19 protein-coding genes and 1 tRNA gene are annotated in these 21,467 nt (G+C 65.0%); 3 read left to right on the forward strand and 17 right to left on the reverse strand.

Annotated features, from left to right (window positions below):
* Positions 1-135: 135 nt before the first annotated feature.
* Positions 136-222 (forward strand) — tRNA-Leu (locus tag ACZ2IA_RS03420).
* Positions 223-356: 134 nt separating this feature from the next.
* On the opposite strand, the gene acpA is transcribed toward ACZ2IA_RS03420, so the two are convergent.
* Positions 357-2,492, reverse strand: coding sequence for an acid phosphatase (gene acpA, locus ACZ2IA_RS03425; RefSeq protein ID WP_470291169.1), 2,136 nt, complete (start codon positions 2,490-2,492; stop codon positions 357-359).
* Between the two features lie 223 nt (positions 2,493-2,715).
* Here acpA and ACZ2IA_RS03430 point away from each other — a divergent pair, with 223 nt between their 5' ends.
* A complete protein-coding gene (locus tag ACZ2IA_RS03430) occupies positions 2,716-4,020 on the forward strand; it encodes a cytochrome-c peroxidase (RefSeq protein WP_470291170.1) in 1,305 nt (434 codons plus the stop codon).
* Between the two features lie 59 nt (positions 4,021-4,079).
* Here ACZ2IA_RS03430 and ACZ2IA_RS03435 read toward each other — a convergent pair whose 3' ends face one another.
* From ACZ2IA_RS03435 to ndk, 15 genes are all read right to left on the reverse strand, one after another.
* The gene (locus ACZ2IA_RS03435; protein WP_470291171.1) at positions 4,080-5,375 is read right to left on the reverse strand and encodes an adenylosuccinate synthase; all 1,296 of its coding nucleotides are present in this window, start codon (positions 5,373-5,375) and stop codon (positions 4,080-4,082) included.
* A 31-nt stretch (positions 5,376-5,406) separates the two neighbouring features.
* Entirely contained in the window at positions 5,407-6,558 is a 1,152-nt protein-coding gene (locus ACZ2IA_RS03440) for an ATP phosphoribosyltransferase regulatory subunit (RefSeq protein WP_470291172.1), read from the reverse strand.
* A gap of 94 nt (positions 6,559-6,652) precedes the next feature.
* The gene (gene hflC / locus ACZ2IA_RS03445; protein WP_470291173.1) at positions 6,653-7,537 is read right to left on the reverse strand and encodes a protease modulator HflC; all 885 of its coding nucleotides are present in this window, start codon (positions 7,535-7,537) and stop codon (positions 6,653-6,655) included.
* A 2-nt stretch (positions 7,538-7,539) separates the two neighbouring features.
* Entirely contained in the window at positions 7,540-8,754 is a 1,215-nt protein-coding gene (gene hflK, locus ACZ2IA_RS03450) for an FtsH protease activity modulator HflK (protein ID WP_470291174.1), read from the reverse strand.
* Complete coding sequence (gene hflX, locus ACZ2IA_RS03455) at positions 8,741-9,877, reverse strand: ribosome rescue GTPase HflX (protein ID WP_470291175.1); 1,137 nt, start codon at positions 9,875-9,877, stop codon at positions 8,741-8,743. Before hflX ends, hflK begins: the two co-directional genes overlap by 14 nt.
* An 83-nt stretch (positions 9,878-9,960) precedes the next feature.
* Positions 9,961-10,218 (reverse strand): RNA chaperone Hfq, encoded by a 258-nt coding sequence (hfq, locus tag ACZ2IA_RS03460; protein WP_470291176.1) that lies wholly within the window; start codon positions 10,216-10,218, stop codon positions 9,961-9,963.
* Between the two features lie 87 nt (positions 10,219-10,305).
* Positions 10,306-11,673 (reverse strand): ribosome biogenesis GTPase Der, encoded by a 1,368-nt coding sequence (gene der / locus ACZ2IA_RS03465; protein WP_470291177.1) that lies wholly within the window; start codon positions 11,671-11,673, stop codon positions 10,306-10,308.
* Positions 11,674-11,683: 10 nt separating this feature from the next.
* Entirely contained in the window at positions 11,684-12,823 is a 1,140-nt protein-coding gene (gene bamB, locus ACZ2IA_RS03470; protein ID WP_470291178.1) for an outer membrane protein assembly factor BamB, read from the reverse strand.
* Positions 12,824-12,831: 8 nt separating this feature from the next.
* On the reverse strand, positions 12,832-13,461 hold the full coding sequence (locus ACZ2IA_RS03475; RefSeq protein ID WP_470291179.1) for a YfgM family protein: 630 nt from the start codon (positions 13,459-13,461) through the stop codon (positions 12,832-12,834).
* Positions 13,462-13,464: 3 nt separating this feature from the next.
* Positions 13,465-14,745: a histidine--tRNA ligase gene (gene hisS, locus ACZ2IA_RS03480; RefSeq protein ID WP_470291180.1), complete on the reverse strand. Its 1,281-nt coding sequence runs from the start codon at positions 14,743-14,745 to the stop codon at positions 13,465-13,467.
* Positions 14,746-14,784: 39 nt separating this feature from the next.
* On the reverse strand, positions 14,785-16,065 hold the full coding sequence (ispG, locus tag ACZ2IA_RS03485; protein WP_470291181.1) for a flavodoxin-dependent (E)-4-hydroxy-3-methylbut-2-enyl-diphosphate synthase: 1,281 nt from the start codon (positions 16,063-16,065) through the stop codon (positions 14,785-14,787).
* Positions 16,066-16,091: 26 nt separating this feature from the next.
* Positions 16,092-16,958 (reverse strand): RodZ domain-containing protein, encoded by an 867-nt coding sequence (locus ACZ2IA_RS03490; RefSeq protein WP_470291182.1) that lies wholly within the window; start codon positions 16,956-16,958, stop codon positions 16,092-16,094.
* Positions 16,959-16,962: 4 nt separating this feature from the next.
* Positions 16,963-17,706, reverse strand: coding sequence for a type IV pilus biogenesis/stability protein PilW (gene pilW / locus ACZ2IA_RS03495; RefSeq protein ID WP_470291183.1), 744 nt, complete (start codon positions 17,704-17,706; stop codon positions 16,963-16,965).
* Positions 17,703-18,797, reverse strand: a complete 1,095-nt coding sequence (gene rlmN, locus ACZ2IA_RS03500; RefSeq protein WP_470291184.1) for a dual-specificity RNA methyltransferase RlmN — start codon at positions 18,795-18,797, stop codon at positions 17,703-17,705. The genes pilW and rlmN overlap by 4 nt, the downstream gene beginning before the upstream one ends.
* A 61-nt stretch (positions 18,798-18,858) precedes the next feature.
* The gene (ndk, locus tag ACZ2IA_RS03505) at positions 18,859-19,284 is read right to left on the reverse strand and encodes a nucleoside-diphosphate kinase (RefSeq protein WP_470291185.1); all 426 of its coding nucleotides are present in this window, start codon (positions 19,282-19,284) and stop codon (positions 18,859-18,861) included.
* A 129-nt stretch (positions 19,285-19,413) separates the two neighbouring features.
* Between ndk and ACZ2IA_RS03510 the strand changes: the two genes are divergently transcribed.
* The gene (locus ACZ2IA_RS03510; RefSeq protein WP_470291186.1) at positions 19,414-20,163 is read left to right on the forward strand and encodes an SPOR domain-containing protein; all 750 of its coding nucleotides are present in this window, start codon (positions 19,414-19,416) and stop codon (positions 20,161-20,163) included.
* Between the two features lie 77 nt (positions 20,164-20,240).
* Here the strand turns inward: ACZ2IA_RS03510 and zapE are convergent, their stop codons facing one another.
* The gene (zapE, locus tag ACZ2IA_RS03515) at positions 20,241-21,407 is read right to left on the reverse strand and encodes a cell division protein ZapE (protein ID WP_470291187.1); all 1,167 of its coding nucleotides are present in this window, start codon (positions 21,405-21,407) and stop codon (positions 20,241-20,243) included.
* Positions 21,408-21,467: the final 60 nt, after the last annotated feature.

Genomic DNA, 21,467 nt, shown 5'->3' on the forward strand with positions numbered 1-21,467 from the left:
CGGAATTGGTAGACGCACTAGGTTCAGGTCCTAGCGGTGGCAACACTGTGGAAGTTCGAGTCTTCTCCTGGGCACCAAAGTTTTTGAAGGTCGTTTGATCAAGAACGGCTGGAAGTACCGACAATTTAAGCTTTAGCCCAGGTGGCGGAATTGGTAGACGCACTAGGTTCAGGTCCTAGCGGTGGCAACACTGTGGAAGTTCGAGTCTTCTCCTGGGCACCATACTGAAAAGCGCAGCATTTTATGCTGCGCTTTTTCTTTTGTCGCGCGACCCGCGCACCCTCTCCCCAATAAAAAAAGGACGGCCTAAGCCGTCCTGACCCCTTTCGGCCAACCCTGGGTTGGCCGAACGTCCATTACTTCTTCCGAGAAAAATCCAGTGCGCCGCTCAGGTCGCCCATCGGCTTCAAGCCGTTGGCCACCAGCGCTGCATCGCGCGAGACCAGCCCCGGCAGCACCGGCAACGAATAGCGGCGGGTGATAAAGCGCAGGATCGACGCGGTATCGTACTGAGTCTTGTCGACGAAGCCCTTCTTCGCGTACGGCGAAATGATGATCGCCGGGATGCGGGTACCCGGGCCCCATTGGTCGCCCTTCGGCACCGTCGCATGATCCCAGAAGCCGCCGTTCTCATCGTAGGTCACCACGATCAGCATGTTCTTCCACTGCGGACTGGCCTGCAGTTTGGCGATCACATCGGCGATGTGCGCGTCACCGTCGAACACGTTGGCGTAACCCGGATGCTGGTTGAGGTTGCCCTGCGGCTTGTAGAAGGCGACCGCGGGCAGTTTGCCGGCCGCGGCATCCTGCAGGAACTGACTGTCGAAATCCTTCAGATGTGCCGCGCGATCGGCAGCATGGCTGACCGGGTCGAAACCGGCGTAGTAGTTGAACGGCTGGTGGTGGGCCTGGAAGTTCGGCTGGGTGAAGTTGTAGATATTGCTGCGGCTGGTCAGCGAGGCGCTCCAGGCGCCCGCGTACCAGGCCCAGCTGACGCCCTTGGCCGACAGCAGATCGCCGATGGTGGTCTGGGTCTGCGGCGGCAGCGTGGTCGCCTTGCTCGGGTCGGCGTACTGACCGCTGGTATCACTACTGGCCGGGGTGTTGCCGCTCGGCTGGTAGGGCGGCTGCATGGTGTTGACCGCGTAGGACATCCCCGACACGTCTTTCGGCGTCAACGCGCCGTCCTGCAGATAGGCAGCCTTGCCGTTCAGTACCGACGTCGGCGAGGTGGTCGCCGGGGTCAGCCGCACGAAGTTGCCATTGGCGTCGGTGTCAATCGCCGAGATCAGGCCCTTGGCCGGCGAAGTGCTGGCGTCGGCGTTCGGGTAGGTCGGCGCACAGGCGCAGATCAGGTACTGGTGGTTCAGGAACGAGCCGCCGAACGCGCCCATGAAGAAGTTGTCGGCCAGCGTGTATTGCTGGGCGATCTTCCACATCGCCATCTTGCTGCCATCGTAATAGCCCATCGCCAGGCCGCCGGCGTCGGAGTAGGCGGCGAACTTGTCGTTCTTGCCGCCGTTGATCTGCATCTGGTTGTTATAGAAGCGGTGCACCAGGTCGCGGGTGGTGACGCCCTGCCCCACCACCACGCCGGTGCCGTTCAGGCCATTCGGGTCGTCGATCTGGAACGGCTTGTTGGCAAAGCCGGTGGTCTGCGCCTGGGTCAACGTGACGCTCTGACCGGCCGCGGTCAGCCCGCCCCAGGTCGGCGGCAGCGCCGGCAACGTCGAGTCGTCGAAGTCCTTCTGCGCCACATAGCCGCCGGTCGACGTCGGGTTCACTCCCGGGATGCCGTTGGCACCGGGGAACAAGCCGAACAGGTTGTCGAAGCCGCGGTTTTCGGCGTAGATCACCACCACGTTCTGGATCTGGTCGAGCGCCAGCCGGCTGCCCAGCGCCTTGCCGATGTCGCCGTCCTTGCCGGCCTCGGCGACCGCATCGGCGATGCGGCTGATCGCCTGGTCGATCTCGGCCTGCAACGCCGCCTTGGCCTTCGGATCGGTTTCCTTATTGTGGTCGCCGAGCAGCTTGTCGGCACTCACGCCTAGGCGTTGCGCCAGGGTGTTCTTGGCGGCGGCAAGGTCGCCCCCGTTGGCGTCCATCAGCGCAACCAGTTCAGTCGACAGCGCGCTGATGACCTGACCGGCGCCGGCCGGGGCACGGAACACCAGCGGTGCTGTGATCGCAGTTTCGGTTTTCTTGTCCGGATCGTAGCGGGTCGCGTCGGTGCCGACCTCCACCACAACCGCGCCCTGGCCGGTCAGGGTGTAGGCTCCGTTGCTGTCGGTGTAGGTGCTCGGCTCGTTGGCATCGCAACGACCGTTGTTGTTCTGGTCGAGGCAGACCTTGGCGTGGCGGAAGTAACTGCCGGTCACCACCCCGCTGGTGCTTGGACCCGTGGCGGAGTTGGCGGAATCACTGCTGGAACAGCCGCCCAGTGCCGCCGCCATGGCGGCGGCGAGAGGCAAGAGACAGAAAGCGCGTTTCATCGGAAAAGCCCGGTGGTTGGGAAATGCGCGCATTATGTTGATGGGATGTTACGCGGCGATGAGGCTTATATGACATGCGGCCAGCTAAACGGGAACTGGCAATGCTTTTGTAATTCGCCAGTCATCCGGTCCGGCTAGACTGCCCGCCTTCTCATTGCGCGCAGGGCTGACCATGCTGTCGAAACCCCTACTTCCGGCTGACTCGCTCCGGCCACTTCACGCCATGCTGGCGCTGAGTCTGCTGCTGGCTACGGCCTGCAGCGACAAGGCCGTCAGCCAGCAGGCCGCCGCCCCGGTCAAGGCTCCCGCTTACCAGAACGCCGCCTACGCACCGGACGACAAACGCCCTCCGGTCGCCGAGCTGGCCGCGCTGGGGCGCCAGCTGTTCTTCGACCGCTCCTTGTCCGCTTCGGGGCAGCTGGCCTGCGCCAGCTGCCACAGCCCGGAACATGCCTACGGACCGCCGAACAAGTTGGACGTCCAGTTGGGCGGCCCGAACGGCCTGGCTCAAGGTGGCCGCGCGGTTCCGTCGCTGCGCTACCAGCAGAATGTTCCGCCCTTTTCCGAGCACTTCTTCGACAACGACGGCGACGACAGCGTCGACGCCGGCCCAACCGGCGGGCGCACCTGGGACGGCCGCGCCAGCTCGGCGCACGATCAGGCGCGCATCCCGCTGCTGGCGCCGAACGAGATGGCCAACCACTCGCCGGCCGAGGTGGTCGCCAAGCTGAAACAGGCGCCGTACGCGGCCGAATTCCGCAGGGCGTTCGGCGACACGGTGTTCGCCAATACCGAGCGCGCCTTCGCCAAGGCGCTGATGGCGCTCGAGGTGTTCCAGGAGACCCCGGCCGAGTTCTACCCCTACAACAGCAAATACGACGCCTATCTACGCGGCCAGGTGAAGCTGAGCCGCCAGGAAAGGCGCGGCCTGGCGGTGTTCAACGACCCGAAGAAGGGCAACTGCGCCTCCTGCCACCTGAGCGAGATCACCCCGGAAGGTGCGTTCCCGGCGTTCAGCGACTTCGGCCATATCGCGCTCGGCGTGCCGCGCAACGGCAAGCTGGCCGTCAACGCCGACCCGACCTACCACGACCTGGGGCTGTGCGGCCCGCTACGCACCGACCTGAAGGACAAGCCCGAGTACTGCGGGCTGTTCCGCACCCCGTCGCTGCGCAACGTCGCGACCCGGCAGAGCTTCTTCCACAACGGGGCCTTCCACAGCCTGCGCCAGGTGCTCGAGTTCTACGCCGAGCGCGACAGCCGACCGGAGCGCTGGTATCCGCGCGGTGCCGACGGCAAGGCCGACCAGTTCGACGACCTGCCGGCGCGCTACCGGAAGAACATCAATAGGGAGGCGCCGTTCGGCCAACATCCGGGTGACAAGCCGGCGTTCAGCGCCCACGACATCGACGATATGCTCGCCTTCCTGAAGACGCTGAATGACGGTTACCCGCAACCCGGCAAGGCCGGCGCCAAGGTTGGCCGAAGCGCGGCTGCAGCGACGCACCCGCCAGCTAAACCCAGCTAAACCTCAAAACAAAACGGGCGCCCAGAGGGGCGCCCGCTTTAACATCGATACGCGTGGAATCAGCCGCCGAACGGATGGCGCAGCACGATGGTCTCTTCGCGGTCCGGACCGGTCGAGATCATGTCGACCGGCGCCTCGCAGATTTCCTCGATGCGCTTCAGGTACGCCTTGGCGGCGGCCGGCAGTTCTTCGTAGCGCTTCACGCCGAAGGTGCTGTCGGTCCAGCCCGGCATGGTTTCGTACACCGGTTCGCAGCCGGCGACGGCTTCGGAACCGAACGGCAGGATGTCGACGGACTTGCCGTCGAGCTTGTAGCCCACGCACAGCTTGATCTCGTCCATGCCGTCCATCACGTCGAGCTTGGTGACGCACATGCCGGACACGCCGTTGATCTGGATCGAGCGCTTCAGCGCGGCGGCGTCGAACCAGCCACAGCGACGGGCACGGCCGGTGGTCGCGCCGAATTCGCTACCGCGCTCACCGAGGCCGGCGCCGACGTCGTCGAACAGCTCGGTCGGGAACGGGCCCGAGCCGACGCGGGTGGTGTACGCCTTCACGATGCCGAGCACGTAGTTGAGCATCTGCGGCGCCACACCGGCGCCCGGAGCGGCCGCGCCGGCCACGCAGTTGGACGAGGTCACGTACGGGTAGGTGCCGTGGTCGATGTCGAGCAGCGTGCCCTGCGCGCCTTCGAACAGCAGCTTTTCGCTGCGCTTGTTCATCTCGTACAGGGTGCGCGACACGTCGCCGACCATCGGCTTGATCCGTTCGGCCATCTGCATCGCCGCCTCGAACACCTCGTCGAACGACACCGGCGCGACCTTGAAGAACTCGGTCAGCTGGAAGTTGTACAGCGCGAGGTTTTCCTGCAGCTTGGTGGCGAAGCGTTCGCGGTCGAACAGGTCGATCACGCGCAGTGCACGGCGGGCGATCTTGTCTTCGTAGGCCGGGCCGATGCCGCGACCGGTGGTGCCGATCTTGCCGGCGCCCTTGGCCGCTTCGCGGGCCTGATCCAGTGCCACGTGGTACGGCAGGATCAGCGGGCAGGTCTCGGCGATCAGCAAGCGGCTGGCGACGTCAATGCCGGCGGCTTCCAGTTCGTCGATTTCCTTCAGCAGCGCTTCCGGCGACAACACCACGCCGCTACCGATGAAGCAGTCCACGCCTTCACGCAGGATGCCCGACGGGATCAGGTGCAGCACGGTCTTCTTGCCGCCGACCACCAGGGTGTGGCCCGCGTTGTGGCCACCCTGGAAGCGCACCACGCCCTTGGCGTGATCGGTCAGCCAGTCAACGATCTTGCCTTTGCCTTCATCACCCCACTGGGTACCGATCACGACAACGTTCTTGGACATTTTGGTAAAACCTCTTGCGTCAGAATTCAAATCAGTTGAACGAAACCACCTGCCAGCCCTCGGCGGTCCGCACCAGTTCGCGGTCGCAATTGAGGGCTTGGGCGGACTCGCCCAGGTAGTCGATGATGACCACATCGCCACGGCGACGCAGCGCGTCGATCTCGGCACGGGCATCCGGCAACAGCCGGGCGGCGACGCGAATCGCCAGTTCGTGGTGGCGCTGCGGCAGGATGCGGATCAGGTCGCGCAAGTCCAGGCTGAAACCGGTGGCCGGACGGGCGCGGCCGAAACTTCGGCCGACGTTGTCGTAGCGGCCGCCGCGAGCGATCGCCTCGGACCAGCCCGGCGCGTACGCGGCGAACATCAGGCCGGTGTGGTAGCTGTCGCCACGCAGTTCGGCCAGGTCGTAGCTGACATCGAGCGAGCCCTCCAGCGCGCGGCCGACCGCCGCGAGCTGCATCAGGCCCAGCTCGATCTCCGGCAGCGACGGCAGCTTGGTGCGCGCCTTGTCGAGCACCTCGCCGCGGCCGTACAGCTCCGGCAGCACCAGGAAGGCGCTCTTGAACGGCTCGGCCACGTCGGCCACCAGCTCGCGGATGGTCGCGATGTCCTTGGTCTGCAGCACGTCGAGCAGCTCGCGCGCCGCCGGTGCCGGCAGGCCGGCGGCGGCGGCCAGGCCGCGGAAGATCGCGATGTGACCGAGGTCGAGGCGCACGCCGTCGACCTTGACCAGGCGCAGCGCCGCCAGCATCAGTTCGACGATTTCCAGGTCGGCTTCGGTGCCGGCGTAGCCGTACAGCTCGGCGCCGATCTGCAACGGCTCGCGCGAGCTCATCAGGCCGCTGGGGCGGGCGTGCAGCACGCTGCCGGCGTAGCACAACCGGGTCACCCCGGTGCGCTCGGCGAGCAGATGCGCATCGATGCGCGCCACCTGCGGCGTGATGTCGGCGCGTACGCCGAGCTGGCGACCAGACAGTTGGTCGACCACGCGGAAGGTCTTCAGCGCCAGACCGGGATCGCTCTCGGCCATCAGCGAGTCGATGTACTCCAGCAGCGGCGGAGACACCAGTTCGTAGCCGCTGGTGCGGAACTGCTCCAGCATCGCGGCCTTGGCCGTTTCTACCTGGCGCGCGGTGGCGGGCAGAATGTCAGCGATATGTTCGGGTAACAGCCAATTACGCATTGTCGATAGCCACACAAGCTAAAGGCGGGAGAGGCTCCCGCCTTGTCATCAGCAAACTGGCCGGAGACCCGGCCAGCGCATTCATGTCGGATTGTTACTTGCCCTTGCTCGCTCCGAGCTGCGGGTTCTTGAAGTATTTGAAGAACTCCGAGGTCGGTTCAAGCACGAGCACGTCGCTCTTGTTCTTGAAGGACTGCTTGTACGCGTCCATGCTGCGCCAGAAGGCGTAGAACTCCGGGTTCTTGCCGTAGGCATCGGAGTAGATCCCCGCCGCCTTACCATCGCCCTCGCCCTTCAGCTGCTGCGCCTCTTTGTACGCCTCGGCGAGGATCACCTCGCGCTGGCGGTCGGCGTCGGCGCGGATCCGCTCGGCATCGGCCGAACCTTCACTGCGCAGCTGACTGGCGACGGTGCGCCGCTCGGACTGCATGCGGTCGTACACCGAAGAGCTAATTTTATCCGGAAAATCGACGCGCTTTAAGCGGACATCGAGAATTTCCACGCCGATCTTGCGCGCATCGGCGTCGGCACGCTTGCGCACCACGTCCATCACCTGGTCGCGCTGGCCGGAAATCACGTCGGCGACGGTCTTCTTGCCGAACTCGGCACGCAGGCCGTCGTTGATGGTCTGGCGCAGCCGCGACACGGCCGCCTGCTCGTTGCCGCCGACGCTCTTGTAGAACTGCTCGACGTTGACCACGCGCCATTTCACGTAGCTGTCGACCAGCACGTTCTTCTTCTCGCGGGTATTGAACAGCTCCGGCGCTTCGGCATCGATCGTCTGGATACGACGGTCAAAATAGCGCACGTTCTGCAGCAGCGGCACCTTGAAATGGATACCTGGCTCCTTGATCACGCTGACGACTTCACCGAACTGAAACAGTAGCGCGAACTGGCGCTGGTCGACGGTGAACAACGACAGGCTGGCGACCAAGGCGGCGCCGATGATCGCGACGAGTGTTGGGATCAGTTTATCCATGCTCACTGCCCCCCGAAGTCGCGGCCGCGGGTGACCTCACGGCCCCCTCCACGGGACGAGTTGGCCGAAGCGGCAGGCGCGCTCGGTGTTGGCTGTTGCGCAGCGGCGTCCGGCTGGGTCGCCGGCGCCGCCGGCAGCGTTGCGCCCGGATTGGTCGCCTGGATCAGCTTGTCGAGCGGCAGGTAGAGCAGGTTATTGCCACCTTTCTGGTCGACGACGACCTTGGTGGTGCTGTTCATGATCTGTTGCATCATGTCGAAGTAGAGCCGGTCACGGGTGACCTTCGGTGCTTTGTTGTATTCGGGCAACACTTGTTTGAAGCGCGACGCATCACCCTCGGCGTTGGCCACCACCTTCTGCCGGTAGCCCTGCGCCTCTTCCAGCAGGCGTGCCGCCAGGCCCTTGGCCTTCGGAATCACCTCGTTAGCGTAGGCCAGGCCCTCGTTGCGTAGCTTGTCCTTGTCCTGGCCGGCCTTGATCGCATCGTCGAATGCGGCAATCACCTGCTCCGGCGGTTGCACGTCGTTGATGTTGACCTTGGCGATGCGCACTCCCATGCCGTAACGATCGAGAATGCCCTGCATCAGCTTCTGGGTGTTGGCGGCAAGCTGGGCACGGCCTTCGTTCAGCACGAAGTCGACCTTGCTGCGGCCCACCTCCTCGCGGATCGCGGTTTCGGCCACCTGCTTGACGATATCCTTGGCGTCGCGGTCGTTGGCCGCGTTGTTGAACAAGAATGCCTTCGGGTCGGTGACGTCGTACTGCACCGACAGCTGCACGTCGATGATGTTCTGATCCTGGGTCAGCATCAACGACTCTTCCGGCACCCGGTTCTTGGCACTGCTGCGATAGCCGATCTCGATGCTGCGCACTTCGGTCTGGTTGACAATCTCGACCTTCTCGAACGGGTACGGAATATGCCACTGCAGACCGGACTCGGTGGTGCGGTTGTAGCTGCCCAGCCGCAGCACCACCCCCTCCTCGCGCGCGTCGACCACATAGAGGCCGCTGGCCAGCCAAATCGCGGCCAGCACGCCGACAACGGTCAGGGCACCGCCCTTGAGGGCCAGCTTGCTATCGGGTTCGGGAACGCCACCACCCGCCGGCTTGGCGCCCAGAAGGCGGGCCAGTTTCTGGTTCAGGCGGCGAAACAGCTCATCGAGGTCCGGCGGTCCGTCATTATTCCGGCGTCCCCTATTCGGATCATACTGCGACATTGTTGTTGTGTTCTTCTTTCAGATATTCGGTTTGAAGGGCTTGCACACGTTCGGCCAACGCTTCCCGCAAGAGTTCCAAGCCTTCGCCGGTCAGAGCAGAAACCCGCACGCCGATCGCCACGCCATTGGCGTCGCGCTCGATCGCCGGCGGCAGGCCTTTCAGGTCGGTTTTGTTCCAGACCAGCAGCTGCGGAATGCCTTCCGCACCGATCTCGCCGAGTACCAGATTGACCTCCTCGACCTGCCGGTCGCGGGCCTGGTTGGCCGAATCGACCACGTGCAGCAGGAAGTCGGCCTGTACGGTCTCCTCGAGCGTGGCACGGAACGCCGCCACCAAGGTATGAGGCAGATCACGAATGAAGCCGACCGTGTCCGACAGCACCACCGACGCCGATTCGTTCAGGTACAGCTTGCGGCTGGTGGTATCGAGCGTGGCGAACAGCTGGTCGGCCGTGTAGGCGCGCGCCTTGGTCAGGCTGTTAAACAGCGTCGACTTGCCGGCGTTGGTGTAGCCGACGATCGACGCCGACACTACCCCGGCCCGGCTGCGCCCCTTGCGCTGCGTGGTGCGCTGCTTCTGCACCGTCGCCAGACGGTCCTTGAGCATCTTGACGCGCTTACCGAGCAAACGACGGTCGGTCTCCAACTGGGTTTCACCCGGGCCGCGCAGACCGATACCACCCTTCTGCCGCTCCAAGTGGGTCCAGCCGCGCACCAGCCGGGTAGCGAGGTGCGACAACTGAGCCAGCTCCACCTGCAGCTTGCCCTCGTGACTGCGCGCGCGCTGCGCGAAGATATCGAGGATCAGGCTGCGACGGTCGATCACCCGGCACTGCAACTGGCGTTCGAGGTTGCGCTCCTGCGCCGGCGACAGCGCATGGTTGAACACCACCACGTTGGCCGAGGTGGCGCTAACGACGGCGGCAATCTCCTCGACCTTGCCCTTGCCGGCAAACAGCGCGGGGTCGGGACGGCTGCGTTTGCCTTCGACGATGTCGGCCACGTCGACGCCGGCACTGCGTACCAGGTCGGCGCACTCGTCGACGCCGTCGCGGAAGTCCGGCTCACCGAAGTCGAGGCAGACCAGGATGGCCTTGTCACCTATGTCAGGACGATCAAACACCTGAAATTACCGGGCGGAGAAAAAAGGAAGGCTGATGCCCGCGAAACAACCGTTTCGCGGGCATCAGCCGGTTAGACGCAGTATCAGGCGTCTTGCTGTTCCGGCTTTTGCACGACATGGTCATGCGGGATGCTGACCGGGCGAGCAGGCACAACGGTGGAGATCGCGTGTTTGTAAACCATCTGGGTGACGGTGTTTTTCAGCAGAACCACGTATTGGTCGAACGACTCGATCTGCCCCTGCAGCTTGATACCGTTCACCAGATAGATCGACACCGGCACATGTTCTTTGCGCAGCGTGTTCAGAAACGGGTCTTGTAACATTTGCCCTTTGGAACTCATTCGTTAATCTCCGAATAGGTGATTTTAAATAAAAATTGTTATCGACCGGCCTGCTCGCTTAGTTGTAGCAGAAAAAAAGTTGCCGGACTATTTTTTGCCGCGCCGCGCTCCCGGGCGGTCGCCCGGGCGCGGATTCCGCTCCTGGTGGAACGGGTTTTCGCTGGTCTTGTACTGCACCCGTAATGGCGTGCCTTGCAGGTTGAACGCTTTCCGGAACGTATGTTCCAGATAGCGGGTATAACTTTCCGGAATCGCGTTAAGCGAATTGCCGTGAATCACGATGATCGGCGGGTTCATGCCGCCCTGGTGCGCATAGCGCAGCTTCGGCCGCATCATCCCGTTACGCGGTGGCGCCTGGCGCTCGACCGCGGTCTCCAGCACCCGGGTCAGCCTCGGCGTGGCCAGCTTCGCCATCGCCGCCTGGTACGCCTCGTCGATCGACTTGAACAGGTCGGTCACGCCGCGCCCCTGCAGCGCCGAGATTTGATGGAACTTGGCAAATTCCAGGAATCCCAGCTTGCGGGCGATGTCGTGTTTGACCTTGTCCTTCTGCGCCTGATCGAGATTGTCCCACTTGTTGACCGCCACGACCAGCGCGCGTCCCGCTTCCAGCGCGAAACCGGCGATGGTCGCGTCCTGGTCGGCGACGTCCTGCTGCGCGTCGAGCACCAGCACGACGACGTTGGCGTCCTCGATCGCCTGCATGGTTTTCACCACCGAGAACTTTTCGATCGCCTCGTCGACCTTGGCGCGGCGACGCACGCCGGCGGTATCGATGATGGTGTACGGATGGCCTTCGCGTTCGAAGTCGATATAGATGCTGTCGCGGGTGGTGCCCGGATGGTCGAAGGCGATCACCCGCTCTTCGCCGAGGATGGCGTTGACCAGCGTCGACTTGCCGACGTTCGGCCGGCCGATCACCGCGAACTTCGGGTGCTTGACCTTCTCCTCGTTGTCCTCTTCCGGGAACGGCTCGAGCGCCAACTCCACCAGGTCGCGGACGCCGTCGCCGTGTGCGGCGGAGATCGCCAGCGGATCGCCGAGACCCAGTTCGTAGAACTCGGCCGCGGCGATCGCCCGGTTCATCCCCTCGGCCTTGTTGACCGCCAGGAACACCGGCCGGCCGCTCTGGCGCAGCCGGTTGGCGATGATCTTGTCCTGCGGGGTGACGCCGTTGCGGCCGTCGACCAGGAAGATGATCGCGTCCGCCTCGTCGACCGCCTGCAGGGTCTGCTTGGCCATCTCGAACAGGATGCCCTCGTCGACCACCGGCTCGAAGCCACCGGTGTCGACCACCAGGTACGGCTTGCTGCCGACCCGGCCGTGACCGTAGTGACGGTCGCGGGTCAGGCCGGGCTGATCCGCCACCAGCGCATCGCGGCTGCGGGTCAGGCGGTTGAAGAGGGTCGACTTACCGACGTTCGGTCGTCCGACCAAGGCAATAGTGGGTTTCATTACTTACAGCTTATCCCAAAGAAACGAGTGCCAGGCGACCGCTGCTGCCTTGCAGCAGCACGGTGTCGCCGAGCGAAACAGGTTGTGCGGTCAGCGCATCGGTGCCGACCTTCTGGCGACCGATCAGGCGACCGTCATCGCCGTTGATCAGGTGAGCGTAGCCCTCACCGTCGACCACCAGCACGGTGTTGCCGAGCACCGCCGGGCCGGACACGGTGCGGAATTTCAGGTCGTCGAGCTTCCACAGATTGCGGCCGGTGCCGCGGTCGAACGCCCAGACCGTACCGTCGTCGGCGGTGACGTAGAGCCGGTTGGCATCGACCGCCAGACCCTGGCTCGACGACAGCTCGCGCGCCCACATCATGTTGCCGCTGCGCGCGTCGAAGCAGGCGACCCGGCCCTGGTAGGCGGCGGCGCAGATCTGGCCGTGGTCGAACACCGGACGGCTGACCACGTCGGTGACGCGTTCCAGCTCGGAGGCGCCGCGCGGGTTGGCCACCGCCACGTCCCACAGCACGTCGCCGGTCGCCGGGCGCAGTGCCTGCAGGCGACCGCCGGCCTGGCCGGACAGCAGCGCCTCGTTGCCGACCGCGGTCAGCGAGGCGGTGTTGCGCACGATCAGCTGCGGCAGCGACTTCGCCACCGACCACAGCTGCTTGCCGTCCTGCACGTCAAAGCCGGTCAGGCGACCGTCGTTGGTGCGCACCACCAGCACCTGGCCGACCAGCTGCGGCGCTTCCAGCGCGATGCTGGTCAGCGTCTGGCGCCAGCGCACCTTGCCGTTGCTGCGATCGATCGCCAGCAGCGAGCCGTCGCCGGTGCCGACGTAGACCGAGCCATCGTCGGCGGCGATGCCGCTGGTCAGCGCAGTCTTTTTCAGGTCCCAGCGCGAGCTGGTACGACCGCTCAGCGCGTCGAGCACGCGGATCGTGCCGTCAGCGTTGGCGACGATCACATTGCCGTTGCGGTACAGCGGGGTGAAACCGCCGCGGCTGGTATCGCCGATGTCTTGGGCCCACTTCACCGAAAGCTTCTGCTCGACCTTGATGTCGTGCAGCGGCGTCGGCGCGTTGACCTGGTCGCCGCCGAACCAGCTGGCGCAGCCGCCGAGCAGGACGGAAGAGAGGATGGCCGTGGCCAGTAGCTTCATTCGCATCATCAGGCTCCCAGCGCGTCGAGTTTGGTCTGGATCAGCTGGCGGTTCGGCGACTCGCCGACCAGCTTGGCCAGCGCCGTCTTATACGCCTCGCGGGCCGCCTTGGCGTCGCCCTTGGCCTGGTAGACGTCGCCCTTCAGATCGAGGAACAGCGCGTCGAACGAGGCGGCGTGCTCGCCTTCCAGCTCGGCGATCGCTGCGTCGTAGCGCTTCTCGTCCAGCAGCACGCTGGCGTAACGCAACTGCGCCACCGCCTTCACGCCCGGTTCCTTGCTGGTATCGGCCACCCACTTGAGCTGGGTCTTGGCGGTGGCCAGGTCGTTCTTGTCGAACGCCACACGGGCGGCCAACAGCGCGCCGCGCGTCGCGTAGGCGGTCGACGAGTAGTCGGCGGCGAGCGCCGCCTGCACCGGCTTCAGCTTGGCCAGATCGCCCTGCTGGGCCGCCTGCTCGAGCTGACCGTACAGCACCGCGGCCTTTTCCGCCTGGTTCTGCTGGTAGTGCTTCCAGCCGACGAAGCCCGAGTAGCCGACCGCACTGGCCAGCACCACGCCGGCAATCCACTTGCCCCACGTGCCCCAGAACGCCTTCAGTTCGTCGATCTGTTCCTGTTCCTGCAAATCGAAAGCCATGCCTTATTCCCCTTGGCGGTCGAGGCGACCGAGCGACGCGACCAGTTCGGCCAACGTAACGGTTTGCTGCGCGACGTCGCCACGCAACGGCTTGAGCGTTGCCTGACCCGACGCGATCTCGTTTTCACCGACGATCACGGCGTAGCGGGCGCCGCTACCGTCGGCCTTCTTCATCTGCGACTTGAAGCTGCCCTCGCCCATATGCTGGACCACCGAGTAACCGGCTTCGCGCAACTGCTTGGCCAGTTTCATCGCGTACAGCGGGGCGCCGTCGCCCTGCTGCACCAGGTAGACGTCGACCGAGCGCTGCGCCGGTAGCAGGTGTTTTTCCTGCAGCAGCAACAGCACCCGCTCCATGCCGATGCCGAAGCCGATGCCCGGCGCCGGCTTGCCGCCGAGCTGCTCGACCAGGCCGTCGTAACGGCCGCCCGCACAGACGGTGCCCTGCGCACCGAGTTCGGTGGTGACCCACTCGAACACCGACTGGTTGTAGTAGTCGAGACCGCGCACCAGGCGCGGATTTTCCAGGTAGCGGATGCCGATCGCCTCGGCCATCGCCTTCCAGCCCTCGTAATGGGCTCGCGATTCGGCGCCGAGGTAGTCGAACAGGCGCGGCGCGCTATTGGCCATTTCCTGCAGCGCCGGGTTCTTGGTGTCGAGCACGCGCAGCGGGTTGGTGTACATACGGCGCTTGCCGTCCTCGTCGAGGATCTCGACGTTGGCTTCCAGGTGCTTGATCAGCGCTTCGCGGTGCGCGGCACGTTCTTCCTTGTTGCCGAGCGTGTTGATCTCAAGCTGCACGTACTGGTCGATGTCGAGCCGCTTCCACAGGTCGGCGGTCATCAGGAGGATTTCCGCGTCAATGTCCGGGCCGGCAAAGCCGAGCGCCTCGATGCCGATCTGGTGGAACTGGCGGTAGCGGCCTTTCTGCGGCCGTTCGTGGCGGAACATCGGGCCCATGTACCACAGCTTCTGGGTGGCGTTGTAGAGCAGGTTGTGCTCGACCACCGCACGCAGCGTCCCGGCGGTGCCTTCCGGACGCAGCGTCAGGCTGTCGCCGTTCAGGCTGTCGGTGAAGGTGTACATCTCCTTCTCGACGATGTCGGTGACCGCGCCGATCGAGCGCACGAACAGCGGCGTCGATTCGACGATCGGGGTGCGGATGTTCTGATAACCGTAATCGGCCAGGAGTTGACGCAGGACCGACTCGAAATACTCCCACTGGTGCGATTCGGCCGGCAGCACATCGTTCATGCCGCGAACCGCCTGGATTTTCTGTGCCATTAGTGCTTCTTTATCCCAAACTGCTAAACGTTGGCCGAATCAAGCCAGCGGCTTGATCGGAATGGTCCGTGCCACGGCTTCGCGGCGCTTGGCGCCGCCCTCGCTGTAACGCGTCCGCACATAGTCGTCGACGATCGCCATGAATTCGTCCGCGATGTGATCGCCCTTCAGGGTGACGGTTTTCTCACCGTCCACGTACACCGGCGCGACCGGCACTTCGCCGGTGCCCGGCAGGCTGATGCCGATATCCGCGAGCTTGCTCTCGCCCGGACCGTTCACCACGCAGCCCATCACCGCCACGTTCAGGTCTTCGACGCCGGGGTACTGCAGCCGCCACACCGGCATCTGCTCTCGCAGGTAGGTCTGGATGCCGTCGGCCAGTTCCTGGAAGAAGGTGCTGGTGGTGCGACCGCAACCCGGACAGGCGGTGACCAGCGGGGTGAAGCTCCGGAGGCCCATCGTCTGCAGGATTTCCTGCGCGACGATGATCTCCCTGGTGCGCGACTCGCCCGGGGCCGGTGTCAGCGAGATGCGGATGGTGTCGCCGATGCCTTCCTGCAGCAGCACCGACAGCGCCGCGGTCGACGCGACGATGCCCTTCGAGCCCATGCCGGCCTCGGTCAACCCCAGGTGCAACGGGAAATCGCAACGGCCGCCCAGGTCGCGGTACACCGCGATCAGGTCCTGCACGTGGCTGACCTTGCACGACAGGATGATCTTGTCGGCCGACAGTCCCAGCTCCATCGCCTTGTCGGCCGACTCCAGCGCCGACACGATCAGCGCCTCGCGCATGATCGCCGCCGGCGGCAAGGGCTTGGCCGAACGGTTGTTGGCGTCCATCAGCCGGGCGGCCAGCTCCTGGTCGAGGCTGCCCCAGTTGACGCCGATCCGCACCGGCTTGTCGTGGGCGATCGCCTGCTCGATCATGAAACCGAACTTGTCGTCCCGCTTGGCGCCGCGGCCGACGTTGCCCGGGTTGATCCGGTATTTCGCCAGCGCCTTGGCGGCCGACGGGTAGTCGCGCAGCAGCCGATCGCCGTTGAAGTGAAAGTCGCCGACCAAGGGAGTATCGCAGCCCAGATCGTCGAGACGCTGGCGGATTTCCGCCACCGCGGCGGCGGCTTCCGGGCTGTTGACGGTAATGCGCACCACTTCGGAACCGGCGTCGGCCAGCTCCTTCACCTGCGCGGCGGTCGCGGCGGCGTCCGCCGTATCGGTGTTGGTCATCGACTGCACCATCACCGGCGCACCGGAGCCGACCTGCACGTGGCCGATCATCACCTGGCGCGTCGCGCGGCGAATCAACTTGTCGCTATCCATTACTCGCTCACCACCTGCTCGTTGGTTTACTTGAGTTTCACGTTGGCCGTGGTGCCGTGCGTCTTGTGCTTCAGATCCACCGGCTGACCGTTGTACGACAGCTCGACGGCCGGAGCGTTACCGATGCGCACCGCAAACGGCGGCGTGCCGCTGACGCTCTTGTCGGTGCCGGCGGACAGCGTTTGGTACACCAGCTTCTTGCCGGTCGCGTCGACCACCGAAATCCACGCGTCACCGCTCACCTTCAGCCGGACTTCGCCGTTGCCGGCCGGTTGCGCGGCCGGCGCACTGGCCGCTGCCTGTGCCGCGACAGCTGGCGCGACAACCGGTGCCGCGGGCTTGGCCGCCGGTGCCGGCACGGCGCTCGGCGCCGAAGCCACTGCGACCGGAACCGATGCCGCCTGTGCAGCCGGTGCCGACGCCTGATCGGCCATCATCGGCGCGAGCTCGGCATTGCTGGCGGGTTTTTCGGCGTTCGACTTGCTCCACCACCAGCCAGCTGCCACCAGTCCCACTACCACCACCAAGCCGACGGCCACCAGCGGGCCGCGGCGGCGCGCCGGCTCGGCCTCGCCCGGGGCCGGCTCGGTTTCATGGGCGAAGTTCTCGACCACCTTGGCTACCGACGGCACGCGGGACTCGAGCGCCGCCATCAGCGGCGCGCTGTCGATAGCGAGAAAGCGCGCGTAGTTGCGCACGAAGCCGCGCACGAAGGCCGGCCCCGGCAAGGCATCGAAGTTATCGCTCTCGAGCGCTTCCAGCTGACGAATCGACAGCTTCAGACGATCCGCCACGTCTCCCAGGCTCAACCCTGCCGCCTCCCGTGCTGCCTTGAGACGGGCACCGACACCGTTCGGTTCCGGCGTTGTTATTGGTGTTTCGGTGTGTTCCATCGTTTTAAAGTCCACTTAACAGCTGTTGGGTTTCCCTGGAGTCGGGAAAACGGGACTTGAGCTGGCCGGCGAACTGCTGCTCGCGGTTGCGCTCGCCGTTCAGGCGGGCAATCGCGACACCCAGCATCAGCTCGTCGGCCGACAGCGGCGCTCCGGTGCGGGTCAACCGGTCGAAGTAGAACCCCGCCAGCTTGCCGTTACCCTGCTCCAGATAAAAGCGGGCCAGCTCCTTCAGCGCCCCGGGAAAGTTCGGGGCCACCTGCAAAGCGGCCAGAAACTGATCGTTGGCTTCGGCCTTGCGGCCGAGCCTGGCCAGGCAGACGCCCAGGTTGAGGCGGGCGGTCTGCGGCGAATCGTACAGCGGGTCGGCCAGCGCCCGGTTGAAGTAGCCGAGCGACTCGTCGACCCGGCCGCGCTGGCAGAGGAACCAGCCGTAATTGTTGTTGGCCTCGGGGTTGGCGGGCTCCAGAGTCAGCGCACGCTTGAAGCTCTGCTCGGCCTCGCCATCCACTTTCAACAGTTGTAGCACGTTGGCCCGCATCAGATGACCGGGCATATAGCTTGGGTCGGCGGCGATCGCCTCGTTGGCCGAATCGAGCGCGACCTTCAGATTGCCGACCCGGGTGTATTCGATGGCGAGCTGGGTACGAATCTGCGCGAGATCACGCGACGAAGCCGCCGCCAGCACGGCGCCGCTGAACACAGCCGCGGCAAGGCACGCCAGCAGGCCCGGCCAGCGCCGGCTCAATGCTCGCGCTGCTCGACGATCTGCTGCCACTTGGCCTGTCGGCGTGTTTTGTCCTGCACCTGCCCGGCCAACTGACCACAGGCCGCGTCGATGTCGTCGCCGCGGGTCTTGCGCACCGTCACCACGAAGCCCGCTTCCTGCAGGATCGAGCGGAAGGCGTGGATCGCGTTGTTGCTGGAGCGGCCGTAGCCCGAGTTCGGAAATGGATTGAACGGGATCAGGTTGAACTTGCACGGCACGTCCTTGACGAGCTCTATCAATTGCCGTGCATGTTCCTGTCTGTCGTTGACACCGTCAAGCATCACGTATTCAAACGTCACGAAGTCGCGCGGGGCCTTTTCCAGATAGCGCCGGCAGGCCGCCATCAGCTCCTTCAGCGGGTATTTCTTGTTGATCGGCACGATCTCATCGCGGATCGTGTCGTTCGAGGCGTGCAAGGACACCGCCAGCGCCACCGGACAGGCGTCGCGCAGCCGGTCCATCTGCGGCACCAGGCCCGAGGTCGACACGGTGACGCGGCGGCGGCTCAGCCCGTAGGCGTGGTCGTCGAGCATGATCTGCAAGGCGCTGACCACGTTGTCGAAGTTGGCGAGCGGCTCGCCCATGCCCATCATCACCACGTTGGAGATCACCCGCTCGTTCTTCGGGGTGACGCCCATCGCCTTATTGGCCCACCACAGCTGGCCGATGATCTCGGCGGTGGTCAGATTCCGGTTGAAACCCTGGCGGCCGGTGGAGCAGAAGGTGCACTCCAGCGCACAGCCGACCTGGGATGACACGCACAAGGTGCCGCGTTCGTTATCGGGGATGAACACGGTCTCGACACCGTTGCCGGTGCCGACGTCGAGCAGCCACTTGCGGGTGCCATCACTGCTGTCCTGCCCGGTCATCAACGACGGCACGCGCACTTCGGCCGACTCGATCAGCTTGGCGCGCAGGCTCTTGGCCAGATCGGTCATCGCGTCGAAGTCGGACTCGCCCATCTGGTGCATCCAGCGCATCACCTGTTTGGCGCGGAATGGCTTTTCGCCCATCGCGGCAAAGTGGTCGGTCAGTTGCGCCAGGTTGAAGTCGAGCAGGTTGGTTTTCATGGCAGTAATCGGGGAAACAGCAGAAACCGGGCGGCCGGGGCCGCCCGTCTGGAACCGATGCTTAGCGCGAGCAGAGGTCGGCAGCGTCGAAGAAGTAGGCGATTTCGTTCGCGGCGTTCTCCAGGCTGTCCGAGCCGTGTACGGCGTTGGCGTCGATCGAGTCGGCAAAGTCGGCGCGGATGGTGCCGGCTTCAGCCTTCTTCGGGTCGGTGGCGCCCATCAGATCGCGGTGCTTCAGCACGGCGTTTTCGCCTTCGAGCGCTTGCACCATCACCGGACCGGAGATCATGAAGGTCACCAGGTCGTTGAAGAACGGACGCTCTTTGTGCACGGCGTAGAAGCCTTCGGCTTCGGCGCGGGTCAGCTGCTTCATGCGTGCGGCGATCACTTTCAGACCGTTCGATTCGAAGCGGTCGTAGATCTTGCCGATCACGTTTTTAGCGACAGCGTCCGGCTTGATGATGGACAGGGTGCGTTCGATTGCCATATTACTCTCCCAATATGCAGAACAACTGGCTACACTGTTTGAAACAGTCAGCCAGCTGACGTTGTAATTCGTTAAGGAACCCGGCATTTTAGCAGCCTTTTCAAGGCGATGCTGAACAAAATATAAGCAATGACCCCGCCCAAAAAAGCCCCTTTCCGCCGACCCGCCGACCCCACCGACAAGCGCATCAAGAAGCGTCTCGCGATCGCCGGCGGCGTGGTCATCGCCGCACTGGGTGCCGCCGCGCTCTTGTCCAGCCACCGCTCCAAGGTCGAGACTACCACCGGCTCGCCGCAGACCAGCAGCGGCAAGATCGTCAACAAGGACGCCTCCGGCAATGTGATCGAGAAGCTCGAGGCGAGCAGCGTGCTGTCGAGCCCGCCGCCGGTGGCGAGCGCGCCGGCGGCGCTGACCGCGCCGCCCAAGAGCCCACCACAGGCCTCGCCCGGCCTGCCCTCCTCGCCCGACACCGGCCGCACGCCGGCGCTGGCGGCGGTCGGCCCGGCACAGCTAGCTCCCCCGCCATCGGCGCCGCCGGTCAAGCAGCAGCCGAGCCCCCCGCCGCCGGTCGTAGTGGTGCAGAAGAAGGTGCTGCCGATCGCCAGCGCCCCGGTGGCGCCGAGCAAACCGGTCGCGCCGGCCGCCGCCGCGGCCAAGCCGGAGGGCAGCTCGTTCGGCTACCAGCTGCAGCTGGGCCTGTTCAACAGCACCGAGAACGCCGAGAAGCTGGTGAAAGCGCTGAAGGAGAAGGGCATCGAGGCGCACACCGAGACCCGGGTCACCGTCGGCCCGTATCGCAGCCGCGCCGAGGCGGACGAGGCGATCGCCACGCTGAAGGGGCTCGGCTACCAGCCGCTGCTGCAGCCGCTCGGCAAGTAAGCGCTGCATCATAAACAACGGCCCCGCAAGCGGGGCCGTTTGCTTGGGCGGCGTCGATCAAGCCGGTTCGGCCAAGCTTAACCTGTGACCACGTCCTGGCTCGGCACCAGTTGGAACTCGTCGCCCAGATGCGGCAGCGCCAGATAGCTCGACGACTGCATCTCGGTCAACCGGCTGGCGGTGCGGAAGAACTCGTTCGACTGCACCCCCTCGGTGTAGATGTCGTCGGCGACCACCTCGCTCGACGCGATCAGTTTGACGCGGTGGTCGTAGAACACGTCGACCAGCCAGGTGAAGCGGCGCGCCTCGTTGGCCTGGCTCGCCGGCAGCTTCGGGATGTCGGACACCAGTACGGTGTGGTACTCGCGGGCGATCTCCAGGTAGTCGGTCTGCGCACGCGGGCCGCCGCAGATCGCCGCGAAGTCGAACCAGATCACCCCCGGCGCGTGCGCGCGGGTGGCGATGGTGCGGCCGAGCACCTCGATCGCCGGCGAGAGCGGCGTGGCGCCGGCGGTCAGGCGCTGGAACAGCGCCGTCAGCTGCGCGTCGGCCGCTTCGCCGGCCGGTACCAGGAACAGCGGTTCGCGGGTCAGCTCGCGCAGACGATAGTCCTGGCCGCCGTCGACGTTGAGCACGGTCAGGTTGGCCTTGAGCATGGCGATCGCCGGCAGGAAGTTGTGGCGCTGCAGGCCGTTCGGGTACAGCTCGTCCGGCGGATAATTGGACGTCGCTACCACCACCACGCCGCGCGCAAACAGCGACTCGAACAGCCGGCCGAGGATCATCGCGTCGGCGATGTCGCTGACGTGGAATTCGTCGAAACACAGCACCCGCAGTTCGCGGGCCAACTGTTCGGCCAAGGCGATCAGCGGGTCGGGCTGATGATGAAAGGTCCGCAGGCGGTTGTGCACTTCGGCCATGAAGGCGTGGAAGTGCACGCGGCGCTTGCGCTTGTACGGCAGGCAGCCGTAGAACGCGTCCATCAGGAAGCTCTTGCCGCGACCGACGCCGCCCCACATATACAGGCCGCGCGGCACCTCGGGTTTCAGCAGGCTGCGGCCGAGGAGACGGTTGCGCTTCTTCTTGAACTCGACCAGCTCGCGCCACAGCGTATCGAGCCGGCCGATCGCCTCCGCCTGCGCCTCGTCGTGGATGAAGCCATCTTGCCGGGACGCAGCCTGGTACCAGCTATTCGGGGACATTACGCCGTCGCTGACGGCCGGGGTAAACGCGTATTGGGCCATGACCCGCCTCGGAAACTTTCGCAGCGGCGATTGTAGCCCGAGCACTGTCAGATTCGGAAC

Source organism: Crenobacter sp. CS_VA4 (genome assembly GCF_055597485.1).